The sequence below is a fragment of the Alicycliphilus sp. T452 genome, assembly GCF_054512775.1.
The window spans coordinates 53,217-73,965 of the sequence record NZ_JBTNEH010000019.1 but is presented as its reverse complement, the minus strand read 5'-3'; the positions used below and the strand labels follow the sequence as shown (position 1 = coordinate 73,965).

The following is a 20,749-nucleotide window of genomic DNA, read 5'->3' as shown; positions in this document are numbered from 1 at the left end:
GTCAATAGGAAAAGCCGGGCAGCGCGAACTGGCGCTGGAGGCCGCCGGCGACGAAGGGCTGCCAGACCTGGCCTGCATTGGGTTGCTCGGAACGCGCGCCGGGCAGCACGGTTTGCAGATCGGTGCCCGCGGGCAGCGGGTGCACCAGGCGCGGCGTGACGATGATGAGCAGCTCGCTGTCTTCCTGCGAGTAGTTCAGGTTCTTGAAGAAGGCGCCCAGCACCGGCAGGTCGCCCAGCAGCGGGACCTTGTTGACGCTGGAGGTGGTCTGGCGGCTGACCAGGCCGCCGATAATGAAGCTCTCGCCGTCGGCCAGCTCCACCATGGTGTCGGCGCGGCGCACGCGCACCGCCGGCACGGAGACGCCGCTGATGGTGACGCCGCTGGTGAAGTCAAGGTCGCTGGCCTCGGGCGCCACCTTCAGGGCGATGCGCTCGTCGGACAGGATGGTGGGCGTGAGCTGCAGCTTCACGCCGAATTCCTTGTAGCGTATGGCGACGTTGCCGTCGCGGCTGGGCACGGGAATCGGAATTTCGCCGCCGGCCAGAAAGCTCGCGTTCTGCCCCGTATGCGCGACCAGCGTGGGCCGGGCCAGGACGCGGGCGAGGCCATTGCCTTCGAGGACGCCGAGCTGGGCGCCCAGGCCATTGCCGCCAAAGGCCTTGCCGAAGTTCATCACCAGATTCATGGCGCTGGAGATGGCCGATGTGTCCGAGCCGCCACCACTGCTGCTGCCTCCACTAATGCCGCCGCCGGGCGTGTAGAGGCCGAAGCTGAAGCCATGGCTGTTGGGGCCGCCGCTGACGAGGTTGATGCCCGCGCGCCGCAGGGCCGACTTCTTGAACTCCACCACCTGCACGTCGACCTGCACGGTATTGCTGTGCACGGCAACCTCGGAGCGGTCCAGCAGCGGGGCTTGCGCGGGCGCACTCTGGCGCAGCGCGGCCACGGCCTGGGCATGGCTGGGCACCGAGGCCAGGCTGCGCTCCAGCACCAGGCCCATGCTGCTGACCTGCACCAGCCAGCGCTGCGGCTGGCCCTGCACAGGCCAGGCCACCAGCGTGGTGGTTCCGGGGGTCTTGGGCGTGAGCAGCAGTTCGGCCGCCCCGGAGGCGCCGGCCGAGGCCGAGCGCAGCACCTTCACGTCGAGTACGTTGGGGTCGCCCACGGCCACGCGGCCCAGCGCCATCATGGGCTGCAGCACGTGCTGGCGGCCCACGGCAAGCCGCAGCGCCGCTCCGTCTTGCGCGGCGTCGGCATCGAGCGCGGCCTGGCCGGGCACGGGCGGCGGCAGGCTGGCGGGGCGGCCCTGCGCCAGCGCAGGCACACCCTGGCATAGCAGGGCCAGGCAGCCTGCGAGGCGGAGGGCGGTGTGGAGCGGGAAGGGTGCAGTGATCATGGTCGTCCGGTTCCCCAGGCGCATGGCCGCGGCTGGCGGTGCAGGGTTTTTTTGTCGAAAAAGAGAGCGCCTGGCGCACGCTGCAAAAGGGCTACACCGTGTTTTTCTTCAAATTCAGGCGGCTTTCGGAGCGTGCGCGGCGGCACCGCCCCGATACGCGGCACAGGGGCCGGCGCGGGCCTGCGGGGGGCATGGGGCGGCACCATCAGTAGCGCACCTGTTGCACGGGGGCCACCCCCTGGAACAGCTCCACGGTTTGCTGGCGCGGCGGCTGCGGGTGGCCCGGGGCGGCGTGGGTGGTGGGGCGGCGGCCGGTCTTGGCGTCCGCGCCCACGGCAAGGTCCTTGAAGCGCAGGCCGGCAAAGGCACGGTCCGCGCCCTGCAGCCGTTCGCCCTTGGCCAGTCGGCCCGCCACGGGCTGCAGCGCCGTGGGCAGGGCGGCGAACAGCGCAGTGTCGGGCAGGGCGGTGTCGTCCGGGTGGCGCAGGGCCAGGGTGAGCTGGCCGTACTTCTCGGCCAGGGTCAGGCGTTCCACGTCCTCCAGCGGCACGGCCAGCACGGCGGTGTTGATGTTGCCGGTGTTGCGCTGGCCGGCGTCGTCGCGGCTGCCGCCGGAGCGCGAATCCTTGTCCTGCTTTTCCTGCTGGGCCTTGCGTTGGGCGGCCGTGGGGGGTGGGTTTTCCACGCTGGCCGGGCCATAGGCCAGCACGCGGCTGCGTGCCAGCAGCAGGCGGGTCTGCGTGTCCACGGTGGCCTGGTCGTTCTTGCCGTCGAGCGTGAAGAACACATCGACAAAGTCGCCGGGGCGCACATGGTGGCCGGCGGCCATGGGTTCCTTGACGGCGATGGACACGGCGCGCTGGCCGGGTTCGAGCTGCAGGGTCAGGCCGTTGACCAGCTGCTGCTGCAGCAGCGGCGCCTCGGGCGCCAGGGTCACCAGCGTGGTGTGGCCCAGCACGTCGGCGGTGGCGGCAAAGCCGTCGGCCTGGGCCTCGGGCCGCTGGACCTGCTTGACATCCTCCGGCGCCAGGCGCTGGCCGGCCGCGATGGGCCGCGCCGCCACCACCACGGCATAGGTGGGTACCGGCGGTGCGGCCTGGGGTTCGGGTTGCGCGGATGAAACCGCGGGCGCCGCCGCCTTGGGACGCCCGGGCTCGCGGCCCAGCATCCAGGCCACGACGGCAAGACCTAAGGCCAGCACGATCAGCAGCGTGGCCAGAATCTTGGTGAGTTTCATCGCATGGGCTCCCGCTTCATCTTGTTGTCAGTGGTGAAAATTCATCGTGGAAATCTGCCGGTCCGTACCGGTCCGGCCTGGGCTACATGGCGAGCACTAGCCAGATGGCCGTCAGCGCCATGTAGCCGGCGTAGGGAATGCTGCGTTCGATGGCCGGCCTGCCTTGGGGCGCCTTGGCCGGCGGCGCTGGCGGCGCGGCCAGGGCCATGGCCATGGCCAGTCGCGCGGGCAGCCGCGCCTGCAGCCAGGTGCCATGGCTGCCGCGGCGCAGGCCGCGCCACAGCAGCACCAGCAGGCCATGCAGGCCCGCCAGCAGGCTGCCGCCCACCCAGATGAGCAGCAGCTGCGGGGACAGCCCGAACCACAGGCCCATGACGGCGGCGAACTTGACGTCTCCGGCCCCCATCCAGCCCAGCGCATAGAACGGCAGCAGGACTGCAAAGGCCGCGAGCATGCCGGCCAGGCCGCTCCAGAGCGGAACCTGGAAGGGCTGCGCGCCGCCGAACAGCGCAGCCGTGCCCATTGCCAGGCCCAGCAGCACCATCCAGTTGCGCACCTTGCGGGTGCGCAGGTCCATGACCGTTATGGTGATCAGCCATAGAGTGCATGAAGCAATGAGTGCCACCACCGGTCCATTGGCCTCATGTTGTTACTACGCCTTCGAGTTTGGTTTTAATGAACTCGAATATCCGCTTCAATTCCCCTCCTATATCGGAAACAGCCACGATGATTGCTACTGCAATCAACCCTGCGATCAGCCCATACTCGATGGCCGTGGCCCCTTCCTCGTCGTTCCAGAAGTTCTTGATGATTTCAGACATGGTGTCCTCCTTGGGTAAATGCCCACCCACCTGCATAGGGGCTGCCGCTGGTGGTGGGGAATATTCCTGCGGCGGCCGAAAGATCGGGTCGTGCGGCGGCGCCGGTAGCGCTGCCGCTTGGACAGTGCGCCAGCCCGCAATGCCTGGCCCGCGCCGCCGGCCGGGGGGCGTGGGTTGCCAGGGGCGTTGCGAAGGCGTGGCGTTTGTTCATGGTGTGGCCGGCTCGTTTCAGGACGCGTGGGCCGCCCTGCAGGTGCTGGCGCGCAGCCCGGCGGGGAGGGGGGTGTCGCTGTCGGTGACCCGGCGCGCGATGGCGCAGAAGGCATCGAAGCAGCGCAGGAAGGCGTCGACCACATCGGGGTCGAAGCGCGTGCCCCGGCCTTCCTCGATGATGGCCTTGGCCTTGTCGAATTCCATGGCCGGCTTGTAGACGCGGCGGGAGATCACCGCATCGAAGACGTCGGCCACCGTCATCAGCCGGGCCGACAGGGGAATGGCGTCGCCCTGGAGCCGGTCGGGGTAGCCCTGGCCATCCCAGCGTTCGTGGTGGGATCTGGCGATGTCCTCGGCGATGCACAGAAAGCCTGGCTCCCCGACGTCGCGCGCCAGCGCCGCGATGATTTCTGCGCCGATGACCGTGTGCGTTTCTATGACGGCCCGCTCGTCGGGGTCGAGCGGCCCGGGCTTGAGCAGTACGTGGTCGGGTATGCCCACCTTGCCCAGGTCGTGCAGCGGCGCCGACTGGGTCAGGCATTGGATGTAGGCGTCGGTGAGCAGCCCGGTGTGTTTGCCGTGGTGGCGCAAGTCCAGTGCCAGCCGCATGACGTACTCCCGGGTGCGCTGGATGTGGCCGCCGGTTTCCCCGTCGCGTATTTGCGTGAGGAGCGTCAGCGCAAGGGTGGCGACCCGCTCGAACGTGAGTTGGCACTTGGCGGCGCCAGGTCTGTTGGTTGAGAGATCTTGGTACATAGGGCGAAACGGGTGAGGTAAGGCGCTTGGAGGGGGCTGCTCGGGGGCCGGCGAGGGCGGTGGTGCCGTCAGGACCGGAATACGGCCACGGCGGCCTCCAGCTGCTCCGCCTGGTGGACCAGGCTTTGGGCGGCGGCAGCGTATTGCTCGACCATGGCGGCGTTTTGCTGCGTGGTCTGGTCCAGCACGGCGATGCCGCTCGCGAGTTCGGTGACGCCGCGTGCCTCCTCCTGGGTGGCCTGGCTCACTTCTCCTATCAGGTGCGCCACGTTGGCGACTTTGTCGACGACATCGGCCATATGCCGGGCGGCTTCGTCTGTTTCCTGCTTGCCGTTGTCGATGTGCTTCACGCTGTCGGCGATCAGGGTCTTGATCTCGCGGGCGGCATCGGCGCTGCGCAGCGCCAGCGCCCGCACTTCGCTGGCAACCACGGCAAAGCCGCGCCCTTGCTCGCCGGCGCGGGCCGCCTCCACGGCGGCGTTGAGCGCCAGGATGTTGGTCTGGAAGGCGATGCCGTCGATGAGGCCGGTGATGTCGCTGATGCGGTGGCTGGCATCGGTGATGCTGCTCATGGTTTGGGCCACGCGCGCCACTATCTGGGCGCTGCTGTCGGCGGCGTTGCGCGCGTCCTGCGCCAGCCGGGCCGCGGAGGTGGTGGCCTCGGCGTTGCTGAGCACGCTGTGGTTGACCTGCTCCATGGCGGCGGCGCTTTCCTCGATGTTGGCGGCGGCCTGCTCGGTGCGGTGGCTCAGGTCGTGGTTGCCCTGGGCGATTTCGGAGCTGGCCAGGCGCACGGCCTGTACCTGCTGGCTGACGTCGTCGATGATCCACTTGAACATCAGGCCGAGCTGGTTGATGGAGCGTGTGGCCAGGCCGATTTCATCGGTCCGGTTCATGTGCAGGGAGCGGTTGGAGTCGCCGGCGGCGACGTGGCGCGCATGCTGGGCCAGCTGGGCCATGGGCCGGCTGACCTGCCATTCGAGCCACCAGAGGCTCAGCAGCGAGAGCAGGAGCAGCATCCCCGAGCCGGCGGCGGCCGTGGCGGCGTCGGGCGCCAGGCAGGTCCAGGAGCCTATGCCGGCTGCCAGGGTGGCAAGCACGGGCAGCCGCACGCGCCAGCGCAGCGGCAGCAGCTGGCGCCAGTTGAGGCAGCTTTTCCAGCCCCGGTGCAGGACCGTGCCCTTGAACAGGCGCTTGTTGCCCCCGTTGGTCTTCAGCTGCGGGAACAGCGCCTGCGCCTGCTGCACTTCTTGCGGCGTGGGCTTGATGCGCACCGACATGTAGCCCGCGGTGCTCCCCTCGCGCGTGACGGGGACGGCATTGGCGCGCACCCAGTAGAAGTCGCCATTCTTGCGCCGGTTCTTGACGACCGCGCTCCAGGGTTCGCCGCTTTTGAGCGTGCGCCACATGTCGGCGAAGACCTCGGGCGGGATGTCCGGGTGCCGAACGAGGTTATGGGGGGTGTGCAACAGTTCTGCATCGTCAAAGCCGCTGACGGCGACGAACGCGGCGTTGGCGTAAGTGATGTAGCTCTGCGTGTCCGTGGTGGACATCAGGGTCGAGCCATCGGGGATGGGGAATTCCCGCTGGGTAACGGGGTGGTTGATTTTCATTTCTTGAAGCTGCGCAGTTGACGGCGTTATTGGCTGGATTGAATGGGGCGGAACGCCGGGCGGCTACCAGGATCGCGGGTTGGCATGGCTTTGCTCCAGGGGATATGGCGGGGCCTTGAGGCTGGCTTGCAGTGTTCGGGTGAAGAGCAGCGGCTGCGCGAGCGGGGCCGGTGCCGTGTCCTGCAGTGCATGCACGGGCGGGGGGGCGCTGAGGAACAGGCGGTCGAGCCAGTGTTCGGGCATGTCCTTGGGTAGCAATTGGCCGGTGGTGCGCACCAGGCGCAATTCATTGGTGCGCTGGTCGTAGATGGCGTCGGCTTCGTCGAGCATGAGTCGTTGCATGTCGAGCTGGGCATCGAGCACCTGAGCCAGGGTTCCGCGCCCGACTTCGAGCAGCCGCCTCCGTCCCTCGAAGACCGCGCGCGCCTCGCGCACGGCATCGGCAAGCTGCGTTTCGCGCTGGCGGCCTGCTTGCGTGCGGCCCCAGCTTGCGGATGCGGTTTCGCGCACCTGGCGGCGTACGGCCTCCTGCTGGGCCTCCTTGGCCTGCAGTTCGTTGATGGCCTTGAGAATGCGGTCCTGCAGTTCGAAGCCGTTGCCGAAATTCCAGTTCAGCTCCACGCCGTAGCGCGTGCCGTCCGCATACAGCACGCCCTTGGGGTCGTGCGTGCGGGCGACGACGGCCGATAGCGTGGGAAAGCGCTGTGCCTTGCTGCGGTCGACCTCGGCATTGGCGCGTTCGATCTGCTGGGCGATTTCCTGCAGCTCGGGGCTGTGGTTTTCGGAGGCCTGCAGGGCCGCCCCCTCATTGGCGGGCATCCATTGCGCCGGTATCTCCAGGCGAGGAAGCCAGGTGCTTTCCGGCGTGAAGTTGAAATAGCGTGTGAAGCGTGCCAGGGCGTCCATGCGCTGGGACTCCAGTGCATGCTGCTGGGCCAGGGCTCCGGCCTGGCGCGATGCCGCCTGGCGCAGGTCGTTGCGGCCCACGGCTCCCAGCTCGGCACGGCGTTCTTCTACGCGTGCCAGTTGGCCGATGATGTTCGCCGCGTCGGCCGCGACGCGGACCTTGTGGTCCAGGCGTTGCAGCTCCAGCAAGGCGGTCAGGGCATCCAGCAGGACGTTCTGGCGCGTGCCGTCGAGTATGGTGGACTGGGCCGCCTCCTGTAGCTGCGCGGAGCGTATGCCGGCTTCGATGGCGCCGCCGTCGAGCAGCTTCATGCGCATTTCCGCGTTGAGGGCCGTGTAGGAACTGCCGCTTTGCTTGAGTTGCGTGCTGCCGGAAGAGGTGCCTACCTTGAAGGTGGGCCAGCGGGCTCCGCGCGCAGTGTTGAGGTCGTGTCCGGCCGATTCCAGCGCGGCGCGGGCCTTGAGGACGTCGGGGTGCTCGGCGAGCATGGACCGCAGCGCCTCGAGCAACCGCTTGCTGGCCTGGTTGCTGGCCAGCGTGCCTGGCGAGACGGCGCGCGCCAGCCGCAGCGCGGGACGCTGCGGCAACGTCGGTTTCGCCTGCTGCGGCTGCGGGAGGCCAGCGGCCGTGGCTGTGTCGATGCGCTGGGCCGACGCGGGGACGGCGGCTGCCTGCAGCACGCAAAGCAGCCATGCCGTGGAAAACAGTTGGCGGGGCCTGCCTCCGGAGATGGCGCGGGGCAGCGCATGCATGTGTGCGTGCATCATCAGGGCTCCCGGAAGGCCTCGCTCTGAATGTGCAGCACGGGCCGCAGCAGGTACCAGATGAAGGGTTCGTGCCCGAGCAGCAGATCGAGCTCGGCCTGCATGCCCGTGGTGATGCGGTTGTCGGGGCGCCCTACCCAGGGCTGTTCCAGGCTGGCCTGGATGCGGAAGTAGGTGGGAGCATCGGGCTGGTTCGGGTCGTGGTCGGCGTCAGGGGCCACCAGCGTGACCCGGCCGGACACGAAACCGTAGCGCAGGAAGTCGTAGGCGCTGATCTTGGCCTTGGTGGCCTGGCCCGGGTGCACGTAGCCCCGGTCGGCGGGGTTGAGGCGGGCTTCGACGAGGACTTCGTCCGTGTCGGGAACGACTTCGAGAATCGGTTCGCCGGGCTTGACCACCCAACCCGCCCCGGAACTGCGCAGGCCTTTGACCACGCCATCGGTGGGTGCGAGCACGGCGGTGCGGGTGCGCTGATTGCGCGCGCGGGCCAGGTCTTCGGCAAGGCTGAGCAGTTCACGCTCGGTCTGGGCCAGCTCTTCGGAAGCCCGGCGCCGGAAGGCGCCCTCGGTTTCGAGCACCCTGGCTTGTGCCTGCTCCACCTTGGCGCGGTTGCTTACCAGGGTTTGGCGCGCAGCCGCCAGTTCGGCGCGAACCTGTTCGAGCGAGCGCTGCTTGTCTATCACTTCGAGCTGGCCGATGAGCTGCTCTGCCCCGAGTTGCTGGGCGATGGCGGCTTCTTCCCGGTGCAGGCGCAGGCTGGTTTCGAGCCCCTGGATGCGGGCCTGTGTTTGAGCGACGTCGCCGCGGGCCTGCAGCAGCTGGGCCTGGGCGGATGCGGTACTGCCCTGGTATTCGAGCGCGCGCGAGGTGAAGGCTCCCAGTTCCGCCTGCACGACCTGGGGGTCCAATTCGGCGGGAAAGTCGCTGGTATTGAGCGGGCGGCCCTGGCTTTCGGCGCTCAGGCGTGTCTTGACGGCCTGGGCCGTGGCGTGGCGCGCGGTGAGCTGTTCGAGGTTGAGGCTGCCTCCGCCCAGGTCGATTTCGAGCAGGGGCTGCCCCTGGGAAACGCGCTGGCCTTCGCGCACATGCACGGAGGTGACGATGCCGCCTTCGAGATGCTGCACGGTCTGCACGCGGTCCGAGGGAATGATCCGGCCACTGGCGGTGACGACGTTTTCCACGGGGTAGAAGAGGCCGGTGAGCACCAGGGCTGCAATCGCCCCGATCAGCAGGCTGCGCTTGCTGGCGAGCGTGCGCCAGCCGCCGGTGCTGGAGCCGCCCTGGCTCGTGTCCGGCGCTGGTGCGGCATGAGATGCCGACGCGCTGGCTTGCGTCTGGCGCAGGACCAGCGGCAGGTCGTTATCGTGCATGGTTCTCATGTATTTTTAGCAATTGAACTTGCTTTTTATGTCAATTGAATCAGATTTAGCGGTTATTTTATCAATTATTGCAAATGAGTCAGATGCCGTGGATGCCTGCTGGCGGGAGCTGAACAGCCGTGGCAGCATCTGCTTGGGCGTGCCGTTGTCTATGCCGCCGTCGCCGCGCACGTGGTAGATGTGCTGGGCTTCCGAAGCCACGCGCAGCGAGTGGGTGATGACGATGACGGTGTGCTTGCGCGCGATCTGCTTGAGGGTTTGCAGCAGCGTGGTTTCGCTTTCGTGGTCGAGGTCGCTGCTGGGCTCGTCCAGGATCAGGACCGAGGGGTCGCGCAGGAAGAGCTGGGTCAGGGCCAGTTTGCGCAATTCGCCCGCGGACAGGCCGGCGCCACCTTCGCCAAGCACGGTCTGGTAGCCGCGGGGCAGGCGGCTGATGAAGTCGTGCGCGCCCGAGAGCTGGCTGGCTGCCAGCAGTTGCTGGTCGCTGGCCTTGGGGTTGACCATGCGAAGTGTGTCGATGATGGGGCCGCCGAACCAGTACGACTGCTGGGCCAGGCAGCCTATCCACTGGCCCAGGTCGCTGCGCGGAAACTGGGCCATGTCGTATTCGTCTATGAAGATGCGGCCTTGGGTTGGCTGGTAAAGCCCGGCCAGAAGTTTTGCCAGGGTCGATTTGCCCGCGCCGTTGCGCCCCAGGATGGCGTGCAGCCCACCTGGGCCGATGTCCAGCGAGACTTGTTCCAGGGAGGCCGGGCCGCCGCCCGGGTACTGGAAACAAACCTGCTCGAGGCGGAAGTGGCCGCGGGGGCGGGGCAATTGCACGGCCTGGGAGTCTGCTTCGAGGGGCTCTCGCAGGACCGCCTGCAGGCGCTCGGTGGCTTCGTTGGCACGGGCCATCGAACGCCAGTTGCCGGCAAGCTGGGCAATGGGGCTGAGGGCCTTGCTGGACAGCAGATTGACGGCCATGAGGCTGCCTATGCTCATCCACTGGGCATTGATGGCTGTGGCTCCGACGGTGATGACCGCGATGGAAAAGATGGCGAGCAGCACGTGGCTGGTTTCTCTCGCGTCTTCCATGCCGCCGTTCTTGCGGAAGCTCTCGGTAAGCCAGCGGTCGTAGCCGGCTTGCCAGGATTGCAGCACGGCGCCGTCGTAGCCGAGTATCTTGAGCGTGGTGCGGGCATTGCAGACCTCAGCGGTACTGCGGTCGAGCTGGCGAGCCTGGTTGATCTCCTCGACGCGGCCGCTGCGCACTTCGTCCGCCCACCACCAGGCCAGCACGCCCAATATGACCATCGCCACCAGGATCACCGGCAGCACGGGCCAGGCGATGATGCCGATGCAGATCAGGGCCAACAGGGCAAGCGGCAGGTCGAGGATGGACAGCACCAGGCCGCCCGACATCCCGATGCGCATGGAACTCACGTCGCGGAACAGTTGCAGCCATTGGCTGGCCGGCCGCCGTTCCAGCGTGGTCAGGGGGTGGCGCAGCATGGCGTGCATCAGGGCCTGGGAGACGTCGCGGTCCACCATGGCGCCGGCTTCCCGCAGGGCGCGGGCGCGCTTGCGGCGCAGCCACCACTCCAGGCCCAGGAAGCAGAGCACGCCAGCCACCATGGCGATCAGCGTGGCGTTGCCACCGCGTGCGATGACCCGGTTGTAGACCTGAAGCAGGAAGACCGAAGGAAGCAGTCCCAGCAGCCCGATGGGCAGCGATAGCCAACCCGCCTGGCGCAGCTGCGAGCGGGCACGCTCGAACGATTGCGTGATCGCCGAGGCATGGGCGCTGTTCGCCTCTGCGCCCGCCGGGGTCGCCGCGGCGGATGCCAGTTGACGGGGAAGCACGTATCGAAGCATGGAGGTGGGGCTCTGCGGACTGTTGGGCTATGGGACTGCTGTTTTCCAGCCGGGGCCGAAGAGCACGCAGCAAGCCGCCACGAGATGTCCGTGGCCAGGCTCATGCAGCGCTCGAGGGCGGTGCCGGTGCGTCTTCAGCGGTACTCGAATTCCACGCGGCGGTTGCGCTGGTGCGCCTTTTCGCTGTTGCCTGGGTCGGCCGGTCGTTCCTTGCCGTAACTGACGGCATCCATCCGGCTGGGATCGACACCCAGCAATTGCAGGCTTTTGCGTACGGACTCGGCGCGCTTCTGGCCGAGGGCCAGGTTGTATTCGGTGCTGCCGCGCACATCGGTATGGCCTTGCAGCATCAGCTGTCGCTGAGGGTTGTTGCGCAGCCATTGGGCATGGCTTGCAATGGTTGCCTGGTCGCTGGGGCGGACGGTGTAGGCGTCGAAGTCGAAGTACACGATGTGCGCGGTGTTTTCGGGCCCATGCCTGCCAGCGGCGGAAACCACCTCTACGGGTGCGACTCCGGAATTGGCCGGTGCTGCGGCCGGAGCAGGCGGTTTGCCAAAGACATAGTGGTGTTCGGCTCGCTGGGTGCTATGCCTGAACGCTGTAGCGCACCCCGTCAGGCTCAGGGCCAGGAGCAGGGGTATGCAGAGGCGGTGATTCTTGAACATTGAGATCCTTTTGAGCCCCATGCCCATTACCCTTCCAGAGGAAGCGCGGGGCATGGGAAGGTTGATGGCCTTGGGACGTCAGATCAGGTGGTTGACCGTTTGCTGGACCACGGATCCGAGATCACCGACGACGTTGGACACGGTGCTGATGGGGCTGGCGATCGGGTCCTGGGCATCCGCGGTGTCGCCCAGGCCGCTGCCTGTGGTGCCGTCGCCGCCCAGCACGGTATCCAGCACGGCGCCCACGGTGTCGCCCAGGCCGCTGCCCGTGGCGCCGTCGCCGCCGCCCAGCACGGTATCCAGCACGGCGCCCACGGTGTCGCCCAGGCCTCCGCCCGTGGCGCCGTCGCCACCGCCCAGCACGGTATCCAGCACGCCTCCCGCGGTGCCGCCCAGGCCTCCGCCCGTGGCACCGTCGCCGCCGCCCAGCACGGTGTCCAGGACGCCACCCACGGCGTCGCCCAGGCCGCCGCCCGTGGCGCCGTCGCCGCCGCCCAGCAAACCGCCTGCGATGCCATGGTTGCCCAGCAAGGTATCCAGAAGACCACTCACGGTGTCGCCCAGGCCGCTGCCCGTTGCGCCGCTGCCGCCGCCCAGCAACCCGCCCGCGGCGCCATCGCTGCCCAGCAAGCCATCCAGAAGACCGCCCACGGCGCCACCCAGCCCGCTGCCACTGTCGGCGCCGCTCCCGAGCAGGCCCCCGAGCAGGCCATCCAGCAGGCCACCGTCCGAGCCCAGCAGGCTGTCGAGCAGGCCGTCATTGGTAACGCTGTTCGACAGATCGGAGCTCAGGAGGCCGGTCAGCACGCCGTCCTGGCCCAGCAGGCCGTCCAGCAGGCCACCCACCAGACCATCAGAGCCGAGCACCTGCTGCAATTGCGTGTCAGTGAGGGCATCCTGCCCAAGCAGTTCGGTCAAAAGACCGTCCGGACCTGCCAGGCCTTGTACCAATTCACTGATCGGGCCATCGCCTGCCAGCAGGCTGCCCAGCACTTCATCGCCCGTCAGGCCATCCTGCCCCAGCAGGTTCGTCAGCGTGCCGTTCTCGCCCAGCAACTCGGTGGCAAGATTGCTGACCAGTCCGTTGTCGTCGTTCAGCAGGCTTGCGACGAGCTGGTCGATTTGCCCTTGGTCCAGGCCAAGGCCTGCTCCCAGGTCGGTCGCCAGCGGGGTGAGTACGTCGCCCAACGCATCGGTAACGCCGCCGAGCAGGCCCTGGGAACCCAGCAGGGTTGCAAGCAGGGCACTGTCATCGAGCAGCAGGCCGTTGACCGAGCCGTTTTCGCCCACGAGTCCATTGAGCAGCGTGTTGTCATTACCCAGCACGGTGGTCAGCACGTCGCCCAGCAGGGTATCGTCCGCCAGGATTTGGCTCAGCAATTCCTGTAGCGGACCGCCTTCCACGAGCTGGCTGCCCACGAGCCCGTCGCTGGACATCAATTGGCCGACCAGGCCGTTCTCGTTCAGGGCCTTGCCCACCAGGCCATCGTCCGCCAGCATGCCGCCGACCAGGCCTTCCCTGGCAAGCAGCCCCCCGGCCAGGGAGTTGTCTGCCAGCAGTTGGGTGAGCAGCGCGTCCAGTTGGCCGCCCTGGTCCAGCAAGTTGTCCATCGTGCTGCCCAGCCCCAGGCCGGCCAGCATGTTGCCGACGAAGCTCTCTTGCAACAAATTGCTCACGCCATCGGTCGCGTAGTCCACTTGCAGGCCCAGCGAGTCCATGAGCTCCTGGCTCATTCCATTGGGGAAGATGTCCTTGAGTACCGGATCCAGAACGCCGGCCAGCTTGTCGGCGAGATCTTGAACGGCTGTGTCTGCAGGATCGAAGCCATTCGGATTATTGGGATCGAATTCGCCTCCCATGAGCCCCGCCAGTGCATCGCTCAGGGTTTGTGTCAGATCTCCGGTCGTGGCCTCGAGCGCAGCCGTTTGGGTGGGATCAAGGCCGAGCGTCTTGCTCAGGCCATCGAGCAAGGAGGTCGCAAGTTGCTGGGCCGGTTGCAGCAGTTCCTGGCCATTGGTGCCCGTGCCACCACCGCCCGTGCCACCGCCGCCAGTGCCGCCGCCGCCCGTGCCGCCGCCGCCAGTGCCGCCACCGCCCGTGCCACCGCCGCCAGTGCCGCCACCGCCAGTGCCGCCACCGCCAGTGCCGCCACCGCCAGTGCCGCCACCGCCCGTGCCGCCGCCGCCCGTACCGCCACCAGTGCCGCCACCAGTGCCGCCGCCGCCCGTACCGCCGCCGCCCGTACCGCCGCCGCCAGTGCCACCACCGGGAAAGGCATCGTCGTCATTGTTATGGCTCGATGCGAGCAGTGCGCCGGCACCCGCTCCCAGCAGCCCTGCGAGCAAATAGTCGCCAAGCCCTGCGCCGGCGGCATCCGATGTTTCCTTGCTGACGATCAGGCCCATGGCATCGTCGCCTTCGGCAGGGGCAATGTCCACGTTGCCGGACGCCAGGTCCAGAACCATGGTGTTGTTGCCTTCCTCCGTACCGCGGTAAGTCAGAGTGGCCTCCGTGCCGCCTTGGAAAGTGCCGACCAGCATCTTTCCATCGGGTCCTTTGAACAGGGCCTGCGCATTGCCGTCGGGCGGCACCGTGATCTTGTCGCCGATCTGCAATGCGCTACCGGCCTGCGCGGACAGCACTTCCCCGTTGCGAACAATCTGCACCCCGGAAGATGCTTGCGACAACGTTGCAGGAGAGCCGACCTTCGAAGCCATGCCTGCCGATGAATGGCTCGGAGCCCCTGCCTGTGCAACCGTAACGCTCGCAATCTTTCCTTCAGTCGAGGATGCGTTGGCAGCGGCGTTGTTGGGAACCTGTGTTGATTGGGGAAGCGTCACTTACTCTCTCCAGAAAAATTTGAGAAGCCAGAAGCCTGTGTGGAAAATTGCCACATGCTTGTTTTCGAAAAAGCAAGATGCATGCCAAGTCTTCTGGCGTTCCCTGGAGGGGTTCGTTTCGCTGTAACTCATTGATCTATAAGGAATTCCCTCTTTTTGTTTCTGATTGTTGTCAATGTGTCCTGGTGTGTGTTACGTAACGGATTCGTATTTGTTCCGTTACCTTTTTTGGGTGGTGTCAGGATTTCCGAGGGAAAGGATTTCCGGTGATAGAATCAAAAAGTTACTAGATAAACAGGACCTTTGCATGCGGAAAAAAACCGTTCCTTTGGTTAAGGAGGTCATGCAGAGCCTCTCTTCCTGTCTGGTAGGCGTGAGCCGAACCTGAACGTCCGCAAGACATGCGGAGTCCATGGGCCCCTGCTGCTCCGCAGTCCACGATGGGTTTGCCTGGTTCGGTACCCCGGCGAGAGCACCGGCCTGCGCTTTCGCTACCGCCAGGGAACTTGGCGGGCGGGCCCGGCAAGTCCTGGCCCTTGCCAGCGAACTGCCGCACGCTGGGGCAAGCCGGCATGCACTGCCTGGAAATCATCGGTTTGATATATCCCATTCAAGATTGGGTTATGCGGAAAATACTTCCCGTGCATGAAGATAAAAAAATCGTTCACTCGGTTAAATGCATGCCATTCATCTATTGATTCACTGAGGGATTATCATGGGTACGTCGATTGGTTCTCTGATTAAATTCCGTGTATCAACTTGTACGCGGCTTTCCCGGGCTGTGGCATTGACGGCTATTTGTTGGAGTGCCGTTCTTCAGGCCGCGCCTGCCCATGCTTCGCAGCAGACTTTGGACGAAGTGGCCAGGCTGCTGGAGCAAGGAAGGCTTGCGCAGGCGGCGAAGCAGGCCGAGATCCATCTCAAGCAGGATCCTGGCGATTTGCAGATGCGCTTCATGCAAGGCGTGATTGCTGCGGAGCAAAAGCAAAGCAAGCAGGCTATCGAGATTTTTTCGGGGTTGACCCGTGACTACCCGGACTTGCCGGAGCCCTATAACAACCTGGCCGTGGTTTATGCGGCAGAGGGAAAGGAGCGGGAGGCCGTTGCGGTTCTGGAACAGGCTGTCCGTGCCAATCCAGGCTATGCGACGGCCCACGAAAACCTGGGGGATCTGTATGCGCGGATGGCTGCGGGCGCCTATGCGAAGGCCTTGCAACTGGATGAGGCGCGCAAAGCCGTTCAGGTCAAAATGGCGCTGGTCGCGCAGGTTGTCTCCAGGCCGTCGGGGGAGCGGCAGCCTGCTGCCGCCCGGGCCGATGCGGCGAAATCTGAGCGCCTGGCTTCATTGGTCGCCGGAGCGCAATCCGCTGCGAGGGTCGAGGCGGTCCGGCCTGGGGGCGTGGCCGGCCAGGCAGGTGGCGCGCCCGCAAGCCAGGAGGAGGTGCCGCCCGCGGGCGGTGAATCGCTGCAGCCCGCTCCCGAAAGGTCGGAACGGGCACTGCAGTCCACATCCTCGGCCGAGGTGGAAGCGGCCGTCAATGCCTGGGCCGAGGCATGGGCGGCCAAAGACCTGGAGCATTATCTGGGTGCCTACAGCGAGGGCTTCACGCCAGTCGATGGCAGCAGTTTCTCAGCGTGGAAGGAAACACGCCGCCAGCGCATTGTGGGCAAGCCCTCGATTTCGGTTTCCCTGCAGGACCTGGTGGTGTCTGTGGATGGCGACAGGGCCACAGCGCAGTTCCGCCAGCATTACGCGGCCGGCGCACTCAAGACCATGATGCGCAAGACCCTGGAGTTCAAGCGTGAGCAAGGCCACTGGCGCATTGTCCGCGAGGGAGCCGGGGCCTGAGCGGAACTACATCAGCAGGGTCAGCACCACGATCGCCACGCCGATGAGCAGGTTCACGCCCACCCAGGCGCGGATGCTGCCCAGCGCCTGGCCGCCCGCAGGCCAGTCCGAGCCGGCCACGGCCTGCTCCAGCCGGCCGAGCAGCGCGAAGTAGATGTAGGCGAAGATGCCCATCATCACCAGGCCCAGCGTGGCCATGATGGTCCAGTCCAGTGGCATGGAAAAGGCGCCGCCCGATCCGATGCTGACGGCGCCTATCATGCCCAGCCCGCTGGTCAGCACGACGACGATGGCCACGGCCACCGCGCCCAGGAAGCGCTGCAGCACGTCGTGCATCAGTTGCACGCGCTGCGGCGGTTCGAGCCGCTGCGCCGCGGGCCGCAGGAAGAAATGGGCGAAGACCATGCCGCCGATCCACACGATGATGGACAGGACGTGGGTGAGCTTGAGGGCGTTGTAGAGCATGAGCGGGGCCAGGTGCGAAACCCGCGATTGTGCAGCGGCGCGGCCATCGCACCCATGGTATTCCTCGCCGCGCAAGGGGGTGCTTTCCACGTACCGGCGCGGGCATGCGTTGCCCGCAGCGTCCGTGCGGCCTGCACCAGGCTGCTCAGCGCGGCCCCGGTCTCGGGCCAGGCGCAGCATCTCGTCCACGCCGGGGCCGCTGGTTCGCCCCATTCAGGCAGACCTAGAATTTCCCGGATGGATCATCGTCCAGCGATGCGCTCCAGCGGTCTCCCCAGCCGCGCTCCAGCTCGTCCATGCTGCGCCGGTCGCGCTTGGTGGGCCGTCCTTCGCGCAGGCTGGCCGCGGGCTCGGGGGCAAGGCGCCGGGCCTCGGCGGCCTGGGCGCGGGCGGCGATGCTTTCGGGCGTTTCCTCGTAGAGCTGCTGCGCCACGGGCGCGGGGCCGCGGAAGTTGCTCAAGGCCCGCACGATCACCGTGCGCGGCACCTGGCCCTGGCGCAGGGCCACGGTGTCGCCGGGGCGCAGCTCGCGCGAGGCCTTGGCGGCCTGGGCGTTGACGGTGACGCGGCCCTTGCCAATTTCTTCGACCGCCAGGGCGCGGGTCTTGTAGAAGCGGGCGCACCACAGCCATTTGTCCAGGCGCATGGATTCGGGGGGGAGGGTCATGGCGCGATTGTCGCCAATGGCAGGCGCACCATGGCGTCCAGTCCCAGCACGCGGGCGCCTTCGCGGCGGTTGGCCAGGGCGATGGTGCCGCCCAGGGCCTGCACGATTTCTCGGCAGATGGCCAGCCCCAGGCCGGAGCCGGCGCGCACGTCGCCGGCCGAGAAGGGCTGGAACAGCCGCGCGGCCAGTTCGTCGTCGATGCCGGGGCCGTTGTCGGCGATGGTGAGGGCGGCGTGGCGGCCGTCCGCGCGCAGGGTGACGGCCAGTTCGGTGCCGGGCGGGGTGTGGCGGATGGCGTTGTGCAGCAGGTTGCGGCACAGCTCGCGCAGCATCCATTCGTGCGCATGCACGGGGGCGGCGCAGGTGTCGATGCCGAAATCCAGGTCGCTCTGGGCGATGAGGGGCGACAGCTCCAGCGCGATCTCGCGCAGCACGGCGTCCAGGCGCGTGACGGGCCCTTCGCCCTGCTCGCCCTGCTGGCGCAGCTGCTCCACCTTGGCCAGGGCCAGCATCTGGTTGGCGAGCTGCGTGGCGCGGTCCACGGTGTCGCCGATCTCGTGCAGCGCCTGCGGCGCGGGCGTGTCGCCGCGCAGCGCGGATTGCACCTGCACCTTGAGCACGGCCAGCGGCGTGCGCAGCTGGTGCGAGGCGTCGCGCACGAAGCGCTGCTGGTGCGCGAGCAGGTGCGACAGGCGCTGCATGACGGCGTTGGTGGCGTCGATCAGGGGCTGCAGTTCGCGCGGTGCGGCAGGGGCGGCGATGGGGGCCAGGTCGCCCTCGGGGCGCGCGCGCAGGTCGGCGCTGAGCTGGCGCACGGGCCGGGTGGCGCGCTGCACCACCAGCACCACGAGCAGCGCGATCAGGCCCACCAGCAGCGCCTGCCGGGCGAGGGTGGTGCGCAGGATCTGCAGCGCGGCGGCCTCGCGCAGCTCCAGCGTCTCGGCCACCTGGATCACGGCCATGCCCCGGCCTTCGCTGCTGGCCACGGGCTGCAGCAGCACGGCCACGCGCACGGGCGCGCCGCGGAACTGATCGTCGTAGAAGTCCACCAGCGCGGCATAGGGCGGCCGGGCAGGGATGGTGCCGCGCCAGACGGGCAGATCGGCGAAGCCCGAGACCAGCTCGCCGTGCAGGTTGGAGACGCGGTAGAACATGCGGCTCTGGTTGTCGGCCTCGAATGCCTCCAGCGCCGCATAGGGCACGGTGGCGCGCAGCTCGGCCAGTTCGTCCCAGCCGCGCACGTCGAGCTGCTCGCTGATGATCTTGGCCGAGGCCAGCAGCGTGCGGTCGTAGGCCGTGTGCAGCGCGGCCAGCGCCTGGCGGTGCAGGCTGTAGGTGTTGACGGCGATGAACAGCAGCATGGGCAGCAGGATGCCCACGAGCAGCTGGCGGCGCAGCGATTTCTGGCGGGTCATGCCTCGGGTTTGAGCAGGTAGCCCAGGCCGCGCAGCGTCATCAGGACCACGCCCGTGCCGGCGAGCTTCTTGCGCAGGCGGTAGGCCACGACCTCGATGGCCTCGTACTGCACTTCGCTCTGGCCCGGGAAGACGAGTTCGTACAGCCGTTCCTTGGTCACGGCATGCCCGGGCTGCGCGAGCAGGGCGCGCAGCAGCGCCAGCTCGCGCGGCGTGAGGTCCATGGGCGCGCCGTGCGCGTAGATGATGCCGCTTTCTTTTTCATAGCTTATGGCGCCTATGAGCAGGGCGCTGGCGGCCGATTTGGTTTCCATGGCGTCGCCGCTGCGGCGCACCAGGGCGCGCAGGCGCGCTTCCAGCTCGTCCAGGTCGAAGGGCTTGGGCAGGTAGTCGTCGGCGCCGGTGTTCAGGCCCAGCACGCGGTCGCCCACGGCGGCGCGCGCGGTGAGCAGCAGCACGGGCGTGCGCAGGCCGGCCGCGCGCGCCTGCTCCAGCACCTGCAGGCCGTCCAGGCCGGGCAGGGTGAGGTCCAGCACCACGGCGTCGGGTGGGTGCGCGCGCCATTCGGCGAGCGCGGCGCGCCCGTCCGCGAGTGCCGTCACGGCCATGCCGCGGCGCGTGAGCGAGCGCTGCAGCGTGGCCTGCATGGTGGCGTCGTCTTCGACCAGGAGCAGTTGCATGGCCCCGATTAGAACCGTTTTGCAGGGGCGCAAGGGCTGCGGGAATGCGCGTAATCCCTAGTGTCCCGGACAGCCGTTTGACAGCTTGCCCGCGCATCATCGCGCCGTTCGTCGTTCTTTTCTTACAAGCAAGGAGACCGGTATGCGTCGCGACACCTTCCTGAAATCCCTGGCGGCCCTGGCCGCCGCGGGCAGCCTGCCGCTGTCGGCACAGGCCGCAGTGGCCATCAAGATGATGCTGCCCGCCAACCCCGGCGGCGGCTGGGACACCACGGGCCGCGCCCTGGGCAAGGCGCTGCAGGACGCGGGCGTGGCCTCCAGCGTCACCTACGACAACAAGGGCGGCGCGGCCGGCGCCATCGGCCTGGCGCAGTTCATCAACGGCAGCAAGGGCGACCCGAACGCGCTGATGGTGATGGGCGCGGTGATGCTGGGCGGCATCATCACCGGCAAGCCGCCGGTGAACCTGAGCCAGGCCACGCCGATCGCGCGCCTGACGAGCGAGTACAACGTCTTCGTGCTGCCCGCCAACTCGCCCTTCAAGACCATGGCCGACGTGGTGGCCCAGCTCAAGAAGGACCCGGGCAGCGTGAAGTGGGGCGGCGGCTCGCGCGGCTCCACCGAGCACATCGCCGCGGCCATGATCGCGCGCGAGGTGGGCGTGGACCCGGCCAGGATCAACTACGTGGCCTTCCGCGGGGGCGGAGAGGCGACGGCCGCCATCCTGGGCGGCAACGTGACCGTGGGCGGCAGCGGCTACAGCGAGTTCGCCGAGTACATCACCGCGGGCAAGATGAAGCCCATCGGCGTGACCTCGCCCCAGCGCCTCAAGGGCCTGAATGTCCCCACGCTCAAGGAGCAGGGCATCAACGTGGAGATCGGCAACTGGCGCGGCGTGTACGGCGCGCCCGGCATCACGGCCGAGCAGCGCAAGGCCCTGACCGCCATGGTGGAGAAGGCCGTCAAGAGCAAGGCCTGGGCCGAGGCGATCCAGAAGAACGACTGGACGCCCGCGTGGCTGGCCGGCGACGAGTTCGCCAACTTCGTGGACCAGGAGTTCGCGAGCCTGCGCGCCACCATGGTCAAGTCCGGCATGGTCTGACCGTCCGGCGCCGCCCGCGGGCCAGGTTGCTGCGGCTTTGATAGCTGCTGGCGCACGACCGGCGGGCGTTTCCTGCGTTTTGTCTCAATTCTTCGGCGCCCGGGTGCGGCGCCGCTTCT

General features: G+C 67.5%; 17 protein-coding genes. 2 read left to right on the top strand and 15 right to left on the bottom strand.

Annotation, left to right across the window (positions count from 1 at the left end):
• Window position 1 precedes the first annotated feature (1 nt).
• The 11 genes from ACX12L_RS16605 to ACX12L_RS16555 all read right to left on the bottom strand — a co-directional run bounded on the left by ACX12L_RS16605 (window position 2) and on the right by ACX12L_RS16555 (window position 14,452).
• Window positions 2–1,399, bottom strand: coding sequence for a type II and III secretion system protein family protein (locus ACX12L_RS16605; protein WP_459263559.1), 1,398 nt, complete (start codon window positions 1,397–1,399; stop codon window positions 2–4).
• A 205-nt stretch (window positions 1,400–1,604) separates the two neighbouring features.
• On the bottom strand, window positions 1,605–2,636 hold the full coding sequence (cpaB, locus tag ACX12L_RS16600) for a Flp pilus assembly protein CpaB (RefSeq protein ID WP_459263558.1): 1,032 nt from the start codon (window positions 2,634–2,636) through the stop codon (window positions 1,605–1,607).
• An 82-nt stretch (window positions 2,637–2,718) separates the two neighbouring features.
• Window positions 2,719–3,213, bottom strand: coding sequence for an A24 family peptidase (locus ACX12L_RS16595; protein ID WP_459263557.1), 495 nt, complete (start codon window positions 3,211–3,213; stop codon window positions 2,719–2,721).
• A 64-nt stretch (window positions 3,214–3,277) separates the two neighbouring features.
• Window positions 3,278–3,457, bottom strand: coding sequence for a Flp family type IVb pilin (locus ACX12L_RS16590; RefSeq protein WP_459263556.1), 180 nt, complete (start codon window positions 3,455–3,457; stop codon window positions 3,278–3,280).
• 228 nt (window positions 3,458–3,685) lie between these two features.
• Window positions 3,686–4,426 carry an HD-GYP domain-containing protein gene (locus ACX12L_RS16585; protein ID WP_459263555.1) on the bottom strand — a complete coding sequence of 247 codons (741 nt, stop codon included), beginning with the start codon at window positions 4,424–4,426 and terminating at the stop codon, window positions 3,686–3,688.
• A 68-nt stretch (window positions 4,427–4,494) separates the two neighbouring features.
• Entirely contained in the window at window positions 4,495–6,039 is a 1,545-nt protein-coding gene (locus ACX12L_RS16580; protein WP_459263554.1) for a methyl-accepting chemotaxis protein, read from the bottom strand.
• 63 nt (window positions 6,040–6,102) lie between these two features.
• Complete coding sequence (locus ACX12L_RS16575) at window positions 6,103–7,713, bottom strand: TolC family protein (protein WP_459263553.1); 1,611 nt, start codon at window positions 7,711–7,713, stop codon at window positions 6,103–6,105.
• The gene (locus tag ACX12L_RS16570) at window positions 7,713–9,080 is read right to left on the bottom strand and encodes an HlyD family type I secretion periplasmic adaptor subunit (RefSeq protein ID WP_459263552.1); all 1,368 of its coding nucleotides are present in this window, start codon (window positions 9,078–9,080) and stop codon (window positions 7,713–7,715) included. Before ACX12L_RS16570 ends, ACX12L_RS16575 begins: the two co-directional genes overlap by 1 nt.
• Before the next feature lie 15 nt (window positions 9,081–9,095).
• Window positions 9,096–10,946, bottom strand: a complete 1,851-nt coding sequence (locus ACX12L_RS16565; protein WP_459263551.1) for a peptidase domain-containing ABC transporter — start codon at window positions 10,944–10,946, stop codon at window positions 9,096–9,098.
• Between the two features lie 134 nt (window positions 10,947–11,080).
• Window positions 11,081–11,611, bottom strand: a complete 531-nt coding sequence (pal, locus tag ACX12L_RS16560; protein WP_459263550.1) for a peptidoglycan-associated lipoprotein Pal — start codon at window positions 11,609–11,611, stop codon at window positions 11,081–11,083.
• A gap of 78 nt (window positions 11,612–11,689) precedes the next feature.
• Window positions 11,690–14,452: a hypothetical protein gene (locus tag ACX12L_RS16555; protein ID WP_459263549.1), complete on the bottom strand. Its 2,763-nt coding sequence runs from the start codon at window positions 14,450–14,452 to the stop codon at window positions 11,690–11,692.
• Window positions 14,453–15,167: 715 nt separating this feature from the next.
• Here ACX12L_RS16555 and ACX12L_RS16550 point away from each other — a divergent pair.
• Window positions 15,168–16,301 carry a YybH family protein gene (locus tag ACX12L_RS16550; RefSeq protein ID WP_459263548.1) on the top strand — a complete coding sequence of 378 codons (1,134 nt, stop codon included), beginning with the start codon at window positions 15,168–15,170 and terminating at the stop codon, window positions 16,299–16,301.
• A gap of 6 nt (window positions 16,302–16,307) precedes the next feature.
• Here the strand turns inward: ACX12L_RS16550 and ACX12L_RS16545 are convergent, their stop codons facing one another.
• From ACX12L_RS16545 to ACX12L_RS16530, 4 genes are all read right to left on the bottom strand, one after another.
• On the bottom strand, window positions 16,308–16,766 hold the full coding sequence (locus ACX12L_RS16545) for a CopD family protein (protein ID WP_459263590.1): 459 nt from the start codon (window positions 16,764–16,766) through the stop codon (window positions 16,308–16,310).
• 223 nt (window positions 16,767–16,989) lie between these two features.
• Window positions 16,990–17,433 carry an RNA-binding S4 domain-containing protein gene (locus ACX12L_RS16540; protein ID WP_459263547.1) on the bottom strand — a complete coding sequence of 148 codons (444 nt, stop codon included), beginning with the start codon at window positions 17,431–17,433 and terminating at the stop codon, window positions 16,990–16,992.
• Complete coding sequence (locus ACX12L_RS16535; RefSeq protein WP_459263546.1) at window positions 17,430–18,848, bottom strand: sensor histidine kinase; 1,419 nt, start codon at window positions 18,846–18,848, stop codon at window positions 17,430–17,432. The genes ACX12L_RS16540 and ACX12L_RS16535 overlap by 4 nt, the downstream gene beginning before the upstream one ends.
• Window positions 18,845–19,528 carry a response regulator gene (locus ACX12L_RS16530; RefSeq protein WP_459263545.1) on the bottom strand — a complete coding sequence of 228 codons (684 nt, stop codon included), beginning with the start codon at window positions 19,526–19,528 and terminating at the stop codon, window positions 18,845–18,847. Before ACX12L_RS16530 ends, ACX12L_RS16535 begins: the two co-directional genes overlap by 4 nt.
• 142 nt (window positions 19,529–19,670) lie before the next feature.
• On the opposite strand from ACX12L_RS16530, the gene ACX12L_RS16525 reads away from it, so the two are divergent.
• Complete coding sequence (locus ACX12L_RS16525) at window positions 19,671–20,630, top strand: Bug family tripartite tricarboxylate transporter substrate binding protein (RefSeq protein WP_459263544.1); 960 nt, start codon at window positions 19,671–19,673, stop codon at window positions 20,628–20,630.
• The last annotated feature ends 119 nt before the right edge of the window (window positions 20,631–20,749 follow it).